Source organism: Kosakonia arachidis (assembly GCF_900116535.1).
GTDB classification, from domain to species: Bacteria; Pseudomonadota; Gammaproteobacteria; order Enterobacterales; family Enterobacteriaceae; genus Kosakonia; species Kosakonia arachidis.
On the sequence record NZ_FPAU01000002.1, the window covers coordinates 503642 to 515987 of the forward strand.

At 54.3% G+C, this 12346-nt stretch carries 13 protein-coding genes; 6 read left to right on the forward strand and 7 right to left on the reverse strand.

Annotation, left to right across the window (positions count from 1 at the left end; translation table 11 throughout):
- The first annotated feature begins 43 nt into the window (after nt 1-43).
- Nucleotides 44-1252 carry an imidazolonepropionase gene (gene hutI, locus BM427_RS10545; RefSeq protein WP_090121435.1) on the forward strand — a complete coding sequence of 403 codons (1209 nt, stop codon included), beginning with the start codon at nt 44-46 and terminating at the stop codon, nt 1250-1252.
- Nucleotides 1245-2045 (forward strand): N-formylglutamate deformylase, encoded by an 801-nt coding sequence (gene hutG / locus BM427_RS10550; protein ID WP_090121437.1) that lies wholly within the window; start codon nt 1245-1247, stop codon nt 2043-2045. The genes hutI and hutG overlap by 8 nt, the downstream gene beginning before the upstream one ends.
- Before the next feature lie 45 nt (nt 2046-2090).
- Here the strand turns inward: hutG and parE are convergent, their stop codons facing one another.
- The 5 genes from parE to nudF are packed head-to-tail and all read right to left on the reverse strand — an operon-like array spanning nt 2091 to nt 6503.
- A complete protein-coding gene (gene parE / locus BM427_RS10555) occupies nt 2091-3983 on the reverse strand; it encodes a DNA topoisomerase IV subunit B (RefSeq protein ID WP_090121439.1) in 1893 nt (630 codons plus the stop codon).
- A gap of 41 nt (nt 3984-4024) precedes the next feature.
- The gene (gene yqiA / locus BM427_RS10560; protein ID WP_090121442.1) at nt 4025-4600 is read right to left on the reverse strand and encodes an esterase YqiA; all 576 of its coding nucleotides are present in this window, start codon (nt 4598-4600) and stop codon (nt 4025-4027) included.
- Nucleotides 4600-5427, reverse strand: coding sequence for a 3',5'-cyclic-AMP phosphodiesterase (gene cpdA, locus BM427_RS10565; RefSeq protein WP_090121445.1), 828 nt, complete (start codon nt 5425-5427; stop codon nt 4600-4602). Before cpdA ends, yqiA begins: the two co-directional genes overlap by 1 nt.
- Before the next feature lie 24 nt (nt 5428-5451).
- Nucleotides 5452-5874: a DUF1249 family protein gene (locus BM427_RS10570; protein WP_090121447.1), complete on the reverse strand. Its 423-nt coding sequence runs from the start codon at nt 5872-5874 to the stop codon at nt 5452-5454.
- Complete coding sequence (nudF, locus tag BM427_RS10575) at nt 5871-6503, reverse strand: ADP-ribose diphosphatase (protein ID WP_090121448.1); 633 nt, start codon at nt 6501-6503, stop codon at nt 5871-5873. Before nudF ends, BM427_RS10570 begins: the two co-directional genes overlap by 4 nt.
- A 207-nt stretch (nt 6504-6710) precedes the next feature.
- Between nudF and tolC the strand changes: the two genes are divergently transcribed.
- From tolC to BM427_RS10590, 3 genes are all read left to right on the forward strand, one after another.
- On the forward strand, nt 6711-8147 hold the full coding sequence (tolC, locus tag BM427_RS10580; protein ID WP_090121449.1) for an outer membrane channel protein TolC: 1437 nt from the start codon (nt 6711-6713) through the stop codon (nt 8145-8147).
- A 143-nt stretch (nt 8148-8290) separates the two neighbouring features.
- Entirely contained in the window at nt 8291-8959 is a 669-nt protein-coding gene (locus tag BM427_RS10585) for a DUF1190 family protein (protein ID WP_090121451.1), read from the forward strand.
- A gap of 5 nt (nt 8960-8964) precedes the next feature.
- Nucleotides 8965-10125, forward strand: a complete 1161-nt coding sequence (locus BM427_RS10590; RefSeq protein WP_090121746.1) for a glutathionylspermidine synthase family protein — start codon at nt 8965-8967, stop codon at nt 10123-10125.
- 201 nt (nt 10126-10326) lie between these two features.
- Here BM427_RS10590 and ygiD read toward each other — a convergent pair whose 3' ends face one another.
- Nucleotides 10327-11115, reverse strand: coding sequence for a 4,5-DOPA-extradiol-dioxygenase (gene ygiD, locus BM427_RS10595; protein WP_090121748.1), 789 nt, complete (start codon nt 11113-11115; stop codon nt 10327-10329).
- 196 nt (nt 11116-11311) lie between these two features.
- Here ygiD and zupT point away from each other — a divergent pair, with 196 nt between their 5' ends.
- Entirely contained in the window at nt 11312-12088 is a 777-nt protein-coding gene (gene zupT, locus BM427_RS10600) for a zinc transporter ZupT (protein ID WP_090121452.1), read from the forward strand.
- Nucleotides 12089-12122: 34 nt separating this feature from the next.
- Here zupT and BM427_RS25730 read toward each other — a convergent pair whose 3' ends face one another.
- Entirely contained in the window at nt 12123-12296 is a 174-nt protein-coding gene (locus tag BM427_RS25730; RefSeq protein ID WP_090121454.1) for a hypothetical protein, read from the reverse strand.
- Nucleotides 12297-12346 lie beyond the last annotated feature (50 nt).

Sequence of the window (12346 nt, forward strand, 5' to 3'; positions counted from 1 at the left end):
CGGCGCGGTCATTGCCGCGCCGAACCATGACGGGAGAACGCGGATGCGCATTTTATGGCGTCACTGCCAAATTGCCACCATGGAAGCGGGCAAATACAACCTGATCCCACACGCGGCGATGATCACCGATGGCCCGCGCATTGTATGGCTGGGCGAAGCGGGAACGCAATCGGACGACGCGATTGATCGCGAAGTGGATTTGCACGGACGGCTGGTTACGCCTGGGCTGATTGATTGCCATACCCATAGCGTATTTGGCGGCGATCGCAGCCAGGAGTTTGAAATGCGGCTCAGCGGCGAGAGTTACGCGGAGATCGCAGCAGCAGGCGGAGGCATTATCAGTACCGTGAATGCTACCCGTAACGCCAGCCAGCAACAATTGCTGGAAAGCGCCCGCAAGCGCATTCACGCGCTGCGCAAAGACGGCGTAACCACACTTGAGATCAAATCCGGCTACGGCCTCAGCTTTGCCGATGAAGGCAAAATGTTGCAGGTGATCCGTGCGCTTGGCGCAGAAATGCCGCTCACTATCTTCAGCACTTGCCTTGCGGCGCACGCGTTGCCGGGCGAGTATCAGGGGCGTGCCGACGAGTACATTGACGAAATTTGCCAACGCTGGCTGCCTGCCTGGCACGCACAAGGGCTGGTCGATGCGGTCGATGCCTTTTGTGAACATCTGGCCTTTTCACCGCAACAAGTGGAGCGGGTTTTCCACAAAGCGCAGCAGCTTGGCTTACCGGTAAAACTGCATGCCGAACAGCTTTCACTGCTGCACGGAGCAGGTCTGGCCGCCCGCTACAATGCGCTTTCCGCCGATCACCTGGAGTATTTGTGTGAAGAGGATATCGCGCTGATGGCACAGCACAGCACCACTGCTGTTCTGCTGCCGGGTGCCTTTTACTTTTTACGCGAGAGCCAGCAGCCCCCCGTAGCGCTGCTACGTCAGCACCAGGTGCCGATGGCCATTTCCAGCGATCTGAACCCGGGTACATCACCGGTATTGTCTCTGCGCCTGATGATGAATATGGCCTGCACGTTGTTCCGCCTGACGCCTGAAGAAGCGCTGGCGGGAGTAACCTGTCATGCCGCCCGGGCGTTAGGTATCAGCGATCGCTGCGGGACGCTACAGGCGGGTAAAGAGGCCAGTTTTGTCGCGTGGGATATTACTCATCCGGCGGAACTCAGCTACTGGCTGGGTGGAACGCTGTCAAAACAGGTTATTTATCAGGGGGAGGAAGTGTGGCATGACTAACGGATTTGAATTACATCAGGGGCGGCTGCCGCTGCTGGTCAGCATGCCCCATCCCGGCACGCAACTGACGCCGGAGATCGCCCGCGCCCTCACTGCTCGGGCGCAGCGCCTGGAGGATACGGACTGGCATATTCCGCTACTGTATCAGCCGATCCGCGAGCTTGGCGCCAGCGTGCTGAGCGCCAGATATTCTCGCTATGTCGTGGATTTAAACCGCCCGGCGGATGACAAACCGCTATACAGCACGGCGACTACCGGCCTGTTCCCGGGGACTTTTTTTGACGGCGAGCCACTGTTCGAAGCGGGCAAAGCGCCGGATGACACCACGAAAGCCACCATTTTGCACAACATATGGCAGCCTTATCACCAGGCGCTGGCGCAGGAGCTGGCGCGTTTGCGCGACACTTTCGGCTACGTGTTGCTGTGGGATGCGCACTCCATCAAATCGGTGGTTCCGCGTTTGTTTGAAGGCAAACTGCCGGACCTGAATTTCGGCACTGCCGATGGGGCAAGCTGCGCGCCGGAGCTGAGCCGCGCATTGCTGGACTGCTGCGACGCGTTTTCGCACTACAGCAAAGTGCTCAACGGCCGCTTTAAAGGCGGGTATATCACCCGCCATTACGGCGCACCGCAACAGAATATCCATGCGGTACAACTGGAAGTGGCGCAGTGCTGCTACATGGATGAGATGAGCTTTGCGTTCAGCGAAGAGAAGAGTGAACACTTTCGCGCACTGCTGAGCGCCCTGATAAACACGGCGCTTGCGTGGTGTGACCAAAACCTGAGCCGCTAAATAAAAAGGGATGCGCTAAGCATCCCTGTTTCGTGATGGGGTTTATCAGGCTTCGATATCGGCCATATCGCCTTTTTCTTGCAGCCAGTTGCGACGATCTTCCGAACGCTTTTTGGCAAGCAGCATATCCATCATGGCGGTGGTTTGCTGTTCATCTTCATCGCTGATGATCAGTTGCACCAGACGGCGGGTGTTCGGATCGAGTGTGGTTTCACGGAGCTGCATCGGGTTCATTTCACCCAGCCCTTTAAAGCGCTGCACGTTCGGTTTGCCTTTCTTGCGCTTCAACTGCTCCAGCACGCCGGTTTTCTCTTCTTCCGTCAGTGCGTAATACACCTCTTTGCCGAGGTCAATACGGTACAGCGGCGGCAGTGCCACGTAAACATGACCATGCTTCACCAGCGCGCGGAAGTGACGCACGAACAGCGCACACAGCAGTGTGGCAATGTGCAGACCATCGGAATCTGCATCGGCGAGGATACAGATCTTGCCATAGCGCAGTTGGCTGAGATCGTCGCTGTCCGGATCGATGCCGATCGCCACGGAAATATCGTGCACTTCCTGCGAGGCCAGCACTTCGTCCGAAGAGACTTCCCAGGTGTTCAGGATCTTGCCTTTCAGCGGCATGATCGCCTGATATTCGCGATCGCGCGCCTGCTTGGCGGAGCCGCCCGCCGAGTCCCCTTCCACGAGGAACAGCTCGGTACGATTCAGATCCTGCGCGGTGCAGTCCGCCAGTTTCCCCGGCAGCGCAGGACCGCTGGTCAGCTTTTTACGCACCACTTTTTTGGCGGCGCGCATGCGACGCTGGGCGCTGGAAATCGCCATTTCGGCCAGCAGTTCAGCAGTCTGAATATTTTGATTAAGCCACAGGCTGAAGGCATCTTTCACCACGCCGGAGACAAACGCGGCGCACTGGCGGGAGGAAAGACGCTCTTTAGTCTGCCCGGCAAACTGCGGATCCTGCATTTTTACCGATAGCACATACGCGCAGCGTTCCCAAATATCTTCCGCCGAAAGCTTCACACCGCGCGGCAGAATATTGCGGTATTCGCAAAACTCACGCATGGCATCCAGCAGCCCCTGACGCAGGCCGTTGACGTGCGTTCCGCCCTGCGGGGTCGGGATCAGGTTAACGTAACTTTCCGTCAGCAGCTCGCCGCCTTCTGGCAGCCACAGCAGCGCCCAGTCCGCCGCTTCGGTTTCGGCAGAGAAATTGCCAATAAACGGTTTTTCCGGCAGTGTCGGCAGGCCGTTGACCGCTTCGCACAGATAGTCGTTCAGGCCATCCTGATAACACCATCGCTGCTCGGCGTTGTTCACTTCATCTTTGAAGATAATTTCCACGCCGGGGCAGAGTACGGCTTTTGCTTTCAGCAGATGCGTCAAACGGGAAACCGAGAAGCGCGGACTATCAAAGAAGGACTCATCCGGCCAGAAATGGACGCTGGTTCCGGTATTGCGTTTGCCGCAGGTACCGATAACGTGCAGATCCTCGACCTTTTCACCATTTTCAAATGCAATGCTGTAAATTTGTCCGTCACGTTTTACCTGCACTTCCACGCGACGCGACAGGGCGTTCACCACGGAAATGCCCACGCCGTGCAAGCCACCGGAGAACTGATAGTTCTTATTTGAGAATTTACCGCCCGCATGCAGACGGCAGAGGATCAGCTCAACGGCCGGAACACCCTCTTCCGGGTGAATATCCACCGGCATACCACGCCCGTCGTCGATAACTTCCAGCGATTGGTCGGGGCGCAGAATCACCTCCACGCGTTTGGCGTGCCCGGCCAGCGCCTCATCGACGCTGTTATCAATAACTTCCTGCCCAAGGTGGTTTGGGCGAGTGGTATCGGTGTACATCCCCGGACGGCGGCGAACCGGCTCAAGCCCGGTGAGTACCTCTATGGCATCAGCGTTATAGGATTGCGTCATGGTTTGTTCGTAGATAGTGACCGCATCGTTTCCTTGCCGGCTCAATGCAGCCCAAGGAAATCGATAATCTGTGTGAAATGATTCTCAAAGCCAACAAAGGCATGATTCCCGCCCTCTTCTACAGTCTGGCGACAGGCATCGTAATAGGCCACCGCCTGGCGGTAATCAAGCACTTCGTCCCCGGTTTGTTGCAGCAACCAGATAAGGTCTGGCGCTTCAAGCGGGTCAACTTGCATCACTTTGAGCTCGTAAATATGGCGAGACTCTAGCACATATTGCTCCCCAGTGTAGGGATTCTCGTTATTGCCGAGGTAATCGGCCAGTAACTCAAACGGGCGCACAGCCGGGTTGATCACCACCGCTGGCAACATAAAACATTGCGAGAGCCAGGTTGCATAGTAACCGCCCAGCGACGATCCGACGACACCAAGCTGACGCCCGCCCTGTTCAAGCACCAGCGACTCCAGCAATTCGGCAGCAGCAGCGGGATAAGGCGGCAACTGCGGCACCAGCACTTCGATGTCGGGATAATACTGCGACAGCCATTGCGACAACTGTGTGGCCTTCGCCGAACGCGGTGAACTGTTAAAACCATGCAGATAAAGAAGAGTGGACATTAGTAGCCTTCTGAAGCCGTATCGGGGCGGAACAGCGTGCTCTCCAGCCGGCAAACTTCAGTATATAGCGTTCCGTCATCGTAGAGATCCAGCCAGCGCCAGCCCGGTGCAATGGTATCGAGCGTAAAGTTGGCGCAGTGCGGTTTGAACTGCACGCAGGTTGACGGCGTTGCCAGCAGGCGGCGACCATTCCAGTCGAGATCCAGCTCCTGGTGAATATGCCCGCACAGAAGGTGGCGCACTTTCGGGAAGCGCTGGAGCACATTATTCAGTTCACCCGCGTTACGCAAGCTGTGCTGATCGAGCCAGCTACAACCGGATGGCAGCGGATGGTGGTGAAGCAACAACAAGGTGTGACGCTCCGGGCTGTCGGAAAGTTTATTCTCCAGCCACTCGAGCTGAAATTCGCTCAATTCGCCGTGCGGAACGCCAAACACCTGACTGTCCAGCAGCAGAATTTGCCAATGTTCACCGATAAACACGCGTTTTGCCGGTGAAATCCCCGCATCCTGCAACGCGCTGTACATGGCGGGCTGGAAATCGTGATTACCCGGTAACCAGACGCAAGGCGCAACAAATCTTGCGATGCCTTCAGCAAAATGCTGATAAGCCGCAGCGGAGTGATCCTGTGCCAGGTCGCCGGTGGCGACAATCAGATCGCAAGGGCGTTGCTGGGCCTGGATAGCCTCCAGTACCGCCTGATAACTTTCCCAGGTATTGACCCCTAACAGCGTCTCGTGCTTTTCGGCAAACAGGTGAGAATCAGTAATTTGTAAGACCCTGACTCTGGACTCACCGGCCAGAGAGAGGTTTAACAGGCTTTCCAAATGGTGTCCTTAGGTTTCATGACGCTAACAAACCGGAATCGCCATTGCTCCATGTGCTAAACAGTAACGTAGCCAATCGGCCAGAAACTGGTTAATTTGATGCTTTTCGTCGCGTTGATGCAACTTTTTATTAGGATAATCATAACGCGCTTTGAAACGGAAGATCTGCTGACTTGAACACACTTCAGCGACCATCGCATCGTGGTACAAGCGTACCGTCATGGACGGCAGGCTCCAGTAACTCACGGCAGGCGCCGTCTGTTCAATTTCCACCAGCGTCGTATAACGCGTAGCTTCTACTATCGTTAACCGGTATTGCGCGTTAGTCACCTGATAGCTCACCATTTGGCCCGCTTCATCATTACGCGGCAACAGACGACGCAACTTAGCGAAATTGGTTTCGCACAGGCGCATCATTTCAGGGAAGTCAGGTGTATAGCGCTTCATTTTTTCCACTCGTTTCGTAAGTTCTCATGATGCAGTTGCAGCCATTGCAGGGCGATGACAGATGCTGCGTTATCGATTTTCCCCTCTTCTACCCACTGGTAAGCCTGTTCCCGACTCACCACATGAACCCGAATATCTTCGTTTTCATCCACCAGACCATGAACACCTTCGGCCTGAGTGGCATCCACTTCACCGACAAAGACGGCAGAACGCTCGCTGGTGCCGCCAGGGCTTGCCAGATAGCTCAATACTTTTTTTGCGCGTCCAACAGTTAACCCCGCCTCTTCGACCGCTTCACGGCGCACAACGTCTTCTTCGCTTTCGCCCTCTTCAATCATACCGGCGACCATCTCCAGCAGCCACGGGCTTTCACTGGTATCGAATGCCGCAATACGGATCTGTTCGATCAGCACAACTTCGTCGCGCACTGGGTCAAAGGGTAGCAAGACTGCAGCGTGGCCGCGTTCAAAAATTTCACGGCGTACTTCACCGCTCATTTCACCATTAAATAAACGGTGGCGGAAACGGTAAAGATCGAGCGAAAAAAAACCGCTGTACAGCGTTTCTCGTGCAATAATTTCTACATCGTTTTTTGTGAAAGTCACTGGGGATATTACTGGCTTATTCATTGGCGGCATCTCATTCGAAATAATGACAAAACTGTAGATTTCAAGCCTGTTTAATTATCGTTTCAAGCGCTATGTGATAGATTGGTGCAAATTTATGCCGATGGCACGTAACGCCAAGCTTAAGCGGTGTCCGTTTCTGCTAGAATCGGCGATTATTTTTTCCCAATTTAGACCAGCGCTAATACTGCTTCACAACAAGGAATGCAAATGAAGAAATTGCTCCCCCTCCTTATCGGTCTGAGCCTGACAGGTTTCAGCACCATGAGCCAGGCAGAAAACCTGCTGCAGGTTTATCAGCAGGCACGCTTAAGTAACCCGGACCTGCGTAAATCCGCAGCGGACCGCGACGCCGCTTTCGAGAAAATTAACGAAGCGCGCAGCCCGTTACTGCCTCAGCTCGGTTTGGGTGCAGATTACGATTATGCCAATGGCTACCGTGACAGCAAAGGCGTGAATTCCAACGCTACGAGTGCTTCTCTGCAATTGACGCAGACTATTTTTGATATGTCAAAATGGCGTGCGCTGACATTACAAGAAAAAACCGCAGGTATTCAGGATGTGAGCTGGCAGACCGCGCAGCAAACATTGATTCTTAACACCGCGACGGCCTACTTCAACGTACTGAGTGCGATCGACGCCCTTTCCTACACTGAAGCGAATAAACAGGCGATCTATCGCCAGTTGGATCAAACCACTCAGCGTTTCAATGTTGGCCTGGTCGCCATTACCGACGTACAGAACGCTCGGTCACAGTATGATACCGTACTGGCGAATGAAGTTACCGCGCGTAATAACCTCGACAACGCGGTGGAATCACTGCGTCAGGTTACCGGCAACTACTACCCGGAACTGGCATCGCTGAATGTCGACAGTTTCAAAACAGACAAACCGCAGACAGTTAATGCGCTGCTGAAGGAAGCGGAAAACCGTAACCTGACGCTGCTGCAGGCGCGTCTGAGCCAGGATCTGGCCCGCGAGCAAATCCGTCAGGCGCAGGATGGACATCTCCCGACGCTGAACCTGACTGCCTCTACAGGCGTATCTAACACGTCCTACAGTGGTTCAAAAACCAATACGTCGCAATATGATGATGTGAATGCGGGTCAGAACAAAGTCGGCCTGAGCTTCTCACTCCCCTTGTATCAGGGTGGTCAGGTGAATTCACAGGTGAAACAGGCGCAGTACAACTTTGTTGGCGCAAGTGAACAACTTGAAAGCGCGCATCGTAGCGTCGTACAGAACGTGCGCTCCTCTTTCAACAACGTGAACGCGTCTATCAGCAGCATCAACGCCTACAAACAAGCGGTTGTTTCTGCCCAAAGCTCTCTGGATGCGATGGAAGCAGGCTACTCCGTGGGTACGCGTACCATTGTTGATGTGCTGGATGCGACCACTACGTTGTATAACGCCAAGCAACAACTCTCAAGCGCACGTTACAACTACCTGATTAACGAGCTGAATATCAAATCAGCATTGGGTACGCTGAACGAGCAGGATCTACTGGCGCTCAACAATGCGCTGGGTAAAAACGTCTCTACCACGCCGGAAAGTGTGGCACCGGATAACCCGCAGCAGGATGCCAGTGTTGATAACTTCAATGGCAACGTACAGCCTGCCGCGGCACGCACCAAAGTTAAACGCTAATCAGCACCGATCCGCAACGGGGGCAATCCTGCCCCCGTTTCTACGTAAGGCAACGTAAAGGCCTCCCCCCTCGCTTTAATTTCAACCACTCATCCTCTATCCTGAACGTTTTATATGTGCCTTTGGGATGCAGGAAGATAATAATGAAACGGACAAAAAACATTCAACACGCGACGTTCCGCAAAAGCTGGGGCGCACGTCATTTAACGCCTGTTGCACTGGCGGTGACAGCGGTTTTCATGCTAGCGGGCTGTGAAAAAAGCGACGAAACGGTTTCCCTGTACCAGAATGCGGACGATTGTTCGTCGGCAAATCCGGGGAAAAGCGCTGAGTGTAAAACCGCTTACAACAACGCCCTGAAAGAAGCTGAGCGCACGGCGCCGAAGTACGCAACGCGCGAAGACTGTGTTGCTGAATTTGGCGAAGGCCAGTGTCAGCAGACGCCTGTTCAGGCAGGCATGGCACCGGAAAATCAGGCACAAGCACAGTCCGGCGGCAGCTTTTGGATGCCGCTGATGGCGGGCTATATGATGGGTCGCCTGATGGGCGGTAGCGCAGGTTTTGCCCAGCAACCGCTGTTCAGCTCGCGTAATCCGGCAAGCCCGGCTTATGGTCAGTACACCGATGCATCCGGTAAAGGCTATGGCGCAGCACAGCCAGGCCGCACCATGACCGTACCGAAAACGGCCATGGCGCCCAAACCGGCGACCACAACGACGGTGACCCGTGGCGGCTTCGGTGAGTCTGTCGCGAAGCAGAACACGATGCAGCGTCGCGTCAGTGGTACACCCACCCGCTCAATGGGCGGTTGATGGTTATGGAAAGAATCGCAATTACCGAGCGCCCGGACTGGCGCGAAAAAGCCACCGAATATGGTTTTAATTTTCACACCATGTACGGAGAGCCATACTGGTGTGAAGAGGCGTACTACAAGCTGACGCTTGCTCAGGTCGAGAAGTTGGAAGAGGTTACCGCCGAACTGCATCAGATGTGCCTGAAAGTTGTGGAAAAAGTGGTTGCCAGCGACGAGCTGATGGCCAAATTCCGCATTCCAAAACACACCAGGGGCTTTGTACGCCAGTCCTGGGCAACGCAGCAACCCTCGCTCTATTCACGTCTCGATCTCGCCTGGGATGGTGTGGGCGAACCCAAATTGCTGGAGAACAATGCAGACACACCAACGTCTCTGTATGAAGCCGCTTTTTTCCAGTGGATCTGGTTAGAAGACCAGCTAAACGCCGGCAACCTGCCAGCGGGCAGCGATCAATTCAACAGCCTGCAAGAGCAGCTCATCGCGCGTTTCGCCGAGCTTCGCGAGCGGCACGGTTTCCAGTTGCTGCACTTCAGCTGCTGCCGGGATACCGTTGAAGATCGCGGTACCGTGCAGTATCTGCAAGATTGCGCAGCAGAAGCGGAGCTGGCCTCGGAGTTCCTCTATATCGAGGATATCGGCCTGGGCGAGAAAGGCCAGTTTACCGACCTTCAGGATCAGGTGATTGGCAACCTGTTCAAGCTTTATCCGTGGGAATACATGCTGCGCGAAATGTTCTCTACCAAGCTGGAAGATGCCGGTGTTCGCTGGCTCGAACCCGCATGGAAGAGCATTATTTCCAATAAAGCGCTGTTGCCGCTGCTGTGGGAGATGTTCCCTAATCACCCCAATCTGCTGCCTGCGTACTTTGCCGAAGACGATTATCCGCAAATGGAAAAATACGTCGTGAAACCGATTTTCTCCCGTGAAGGCGCAAATATATCCATCGTTGAGAACGGAAAAACAGTCGAGGCCGTTGAAGGGCCATACGGCGAAGAGGGCATGATTGTGCAGCAGTACCACCCGTTGCCAAAATTCGGCGACAGTTATACGCTGATCGGCAGTTGGCTGATCAACGATCAGCCTGCAGGAATCGGCATTCGTGAAGATCGCGCGCTGATCACCCAGGATCTGTCACGTTTTTATCCGCATATTTTTACCGAATAAGGTAAAAGACCATCGCCTGCTGACAATAAAGCCCATGCCGGTTTGTCTCCTTTTACTTGTGCTGAGTTAGCAGAGATATTCCGGCATGGGCATTCCTCAGGCTATAGCCTTACAGGAGTAATGACCACCTCACCAGCGGGGGGTTTAGGGGTGACCAGGGATGACAAAATGGAAGGGTGGCTGCCAGAGCCACCCTTTGTCTTAACCAACCTGAACTGAGAGCATACTCAGCGAACCCATCTCAATACCGTCCACCGGGATAGTAATGTCCTCGGAACCGTTCCATGCACCCAGCACATACAGCAGCGGCAGGTAGTGATCCGGCGTTGGGCAAGACAACGATCCGCCTTCATGATCGAGGTAATTTACCAGCGGATGCTGCTCAACCGGCCCCTGCCAGGTAAGGTTCGCTTTCACATAATCGTTGAACGATGTGGCCCACGGATACGGCGCATTTTCACCATGCCAGCGCACGGTACGCAGGTTATGCACCACGTTTCCGCTGGCAACCAGCATAATACCCTCATCACGCAGCGCAGCCAACTTGCGTCCCATCTCAAAATGCCATGCCGCTGGCTTCGTGCTGTCGACACTGAGCTGTACCATCGGTATGTCGGCATTCGGGTACATTTTAATCAGCACGCCCCAGGAACCGTGGTCAAAACCCCAGGCTTCTTTATCAAGCACAACCGGCACAGGTGCCAGTAAATCAACCAGGTGCTGGGCCAGTTCCGGCGATCCCGGTGCCGGATAATGAGTATCGTACAACGCTTGTGGAAAACCGCCGAAATCATGGATAGTTTTCGGCGCTTCCATCGCGGTAACGCCAGTGCCACGGGTAAACCAGTGAGCGGACACCACCACAATCGCTTTCGGGCGTGGCAGCGTCTCGCCTAACCTTCCCCAGGCGCGGGTATAAACGTTATCTTCCAGAACATTCATTGGGCTACCGTGGCCCAGAAACAGCGCTGGCATACGAGGTGCAGACATGGTGATATCCTTACAGAGTGTGTCAATTTGATAATGCCACATTACGCCTTTTCATGGTGTGAAGAACTCAGATAACCATGATGAAGATCATCAGTAATTTTGAATGTAGGCATCAAGTAAAGATAAGACTCCTGCCTCGCTTTTCAGTTAATAAACGCTTACATTAATGAGAATCATTATCATAAAGGAGCAATCCATGTCAGTACCGTTGATTCTGACCATCCTGGCAGGCGCTGCAACCTTTATCGGTGCGATTCTTGGCGTATTAGGCCAGAAACCATCAAACCGCGTACTGGCGTTCTCACTCGGCTTTGCTGCCGGAATCATGTTATTGATCTCGTTAATGGAGATGTTGCCCGCTGCGCTGGCGACAGAAAATATGTCACCGATGCTTGGTTATGGCATGTTTGTCGTGGGCCTGCTGGGGTATTTCGCACTGGATCACATGTTACCCCATGCGCATCCACGGGATTTAATGCAGGGTACGCAGCAAACATTTCCGCGCGGTCTGCGCCGTACCGCTATTTTGCTGACACTGGGTATCAGCCTCCACAACTTCCCGGAAGGAATCGCTACCTATATTACCGCCAGTAACGACCTGGAATTAGGCCTCGGTATCGCCCTTGCGGTCGCGTTGCACAATATTCCTGAAGGACTTGCGGTTGCCGGGCCGGTTTACGCAGCAACAGGTTCAAAACGCAGCGCGGTATTCTGGGCGGGGATTTCAGGGCTTGCGGAGATCCTCGGCGGCGTCCTGGCGTGGTTGATCCTCGGCAGTCTGATCTCTCCAGTGGTGATGGCCGCCGTTATGGCAACCGTCGCAGGAATTATGGTGGCATTGTCGGTGGATGAACTCATGCCGCTGGCGAGAGAGATCGATCCCAACAACAACCCCAGCTACGGCGTACTGTGCGGTATGTCGGTGATGGGCTTAAGCCTGGTGGCACTGCAGGCGATGGGATTTAGCGGCTGAGGATCAGGACGCTCTTGCTGAGGACTGCCGCGTCTTATTCGCCCTGCCCGACGCGGCGAATTTTCTTCAGCTCTTCGAGCACTCGTTGATAAGCTTTATAGATCGCTTCGCGATCGTGGCGGCAGGCTTTGCAATTACGTTTAAGTACGTGGACATAGCCGAAAACGACGATGACGATCGCCAGAAGCCAGTACCATGAGATAAACATATTGCCTCCCTTATTTCCCGCAAACGTTGGTTAACAAACCAATGACAAAA

Bases quoted from the DNA above. Each gene is read 5' to 3' on its own strand.
- nudF (WP_090121448.1), bottom strand. From the start codon at position 6,503: ATGAATAAGCCAGTAATATCCCCAGTGACTTTCACAAAAAACGATGTA.
- BM427_RS10585 (WP_090121451.1), top strand. From the start codon at position 8,291: ATGAAACGGACAAAAAACATTCAACACGCGACGTTCCGCAAAAGCTGG.
- BM427_RS10590 (WP_090121746.1), top strand. From the start codon at position 8,965: ATGGAAAGAATCGCAATTACCGAGCGCCCGGACTGGCGCGAAAAAGCC.
- zupT (WP_090121452.1), top strand. From the start codon at position 11,312: ATGTCAGTACCGTTGATTCTGACCATCCTGGCAGGCGCTGCAACCTTT.
- yqiA (WP_090121442.1), bottom strand. From the start codon at position 4,600: ATGTCCACTCTTCTTTATCTGCATGGTTTTAACAGTTCACCGCGTTCG.
- hutG (WP_090121437.1), top strand. From the start codon at position 1,245: ATGACTAACGGATTTGAATTACATCAGGGGCGGCTGCCGCTGCTGGTC.
- ygiD (WP_090121748.1), bottom strand. From the start codon at position 11,115: ATGTCTGCACCTCGTATGCCAGCGCTGTTTCTGGGCCACGGTAGCCCA.
- hutI (WP_090121435.1), top strand. From the start codon at position 44: ATGCGCATTTTATGGCGTCACTGCCAAATTGCCACCATGGAAGCGGGC.
- BM427_RS25730 (WP_090121454.1), bottom strand. From the start codon at position 12,296: ATGTTTATCTCATGGTACTGGCTTCTGGCGATCGTCATCGTCGTTTTC.
- parE (WP_090121439.1), bottom strand. From the start codon at position 3,983: ATGACGCAATCCTATAACGCTGATGCCATAGAGGTACTCACCGGGCTT.
- BM427_RS10570 (WP_090121447.1), bottom strand. From the start codon at position 5,874: ATGAAGCGCTATACACCTGACTTCCCTGAAATGATGCGCCTGTGCGAA.
- tolC (WP_090121449.1), top strand. From the start codon at position 6,711: ATGAAGAAATTGCTCCCCCTCCTTATCGGTCTGAGCCTGACAGGTTTC.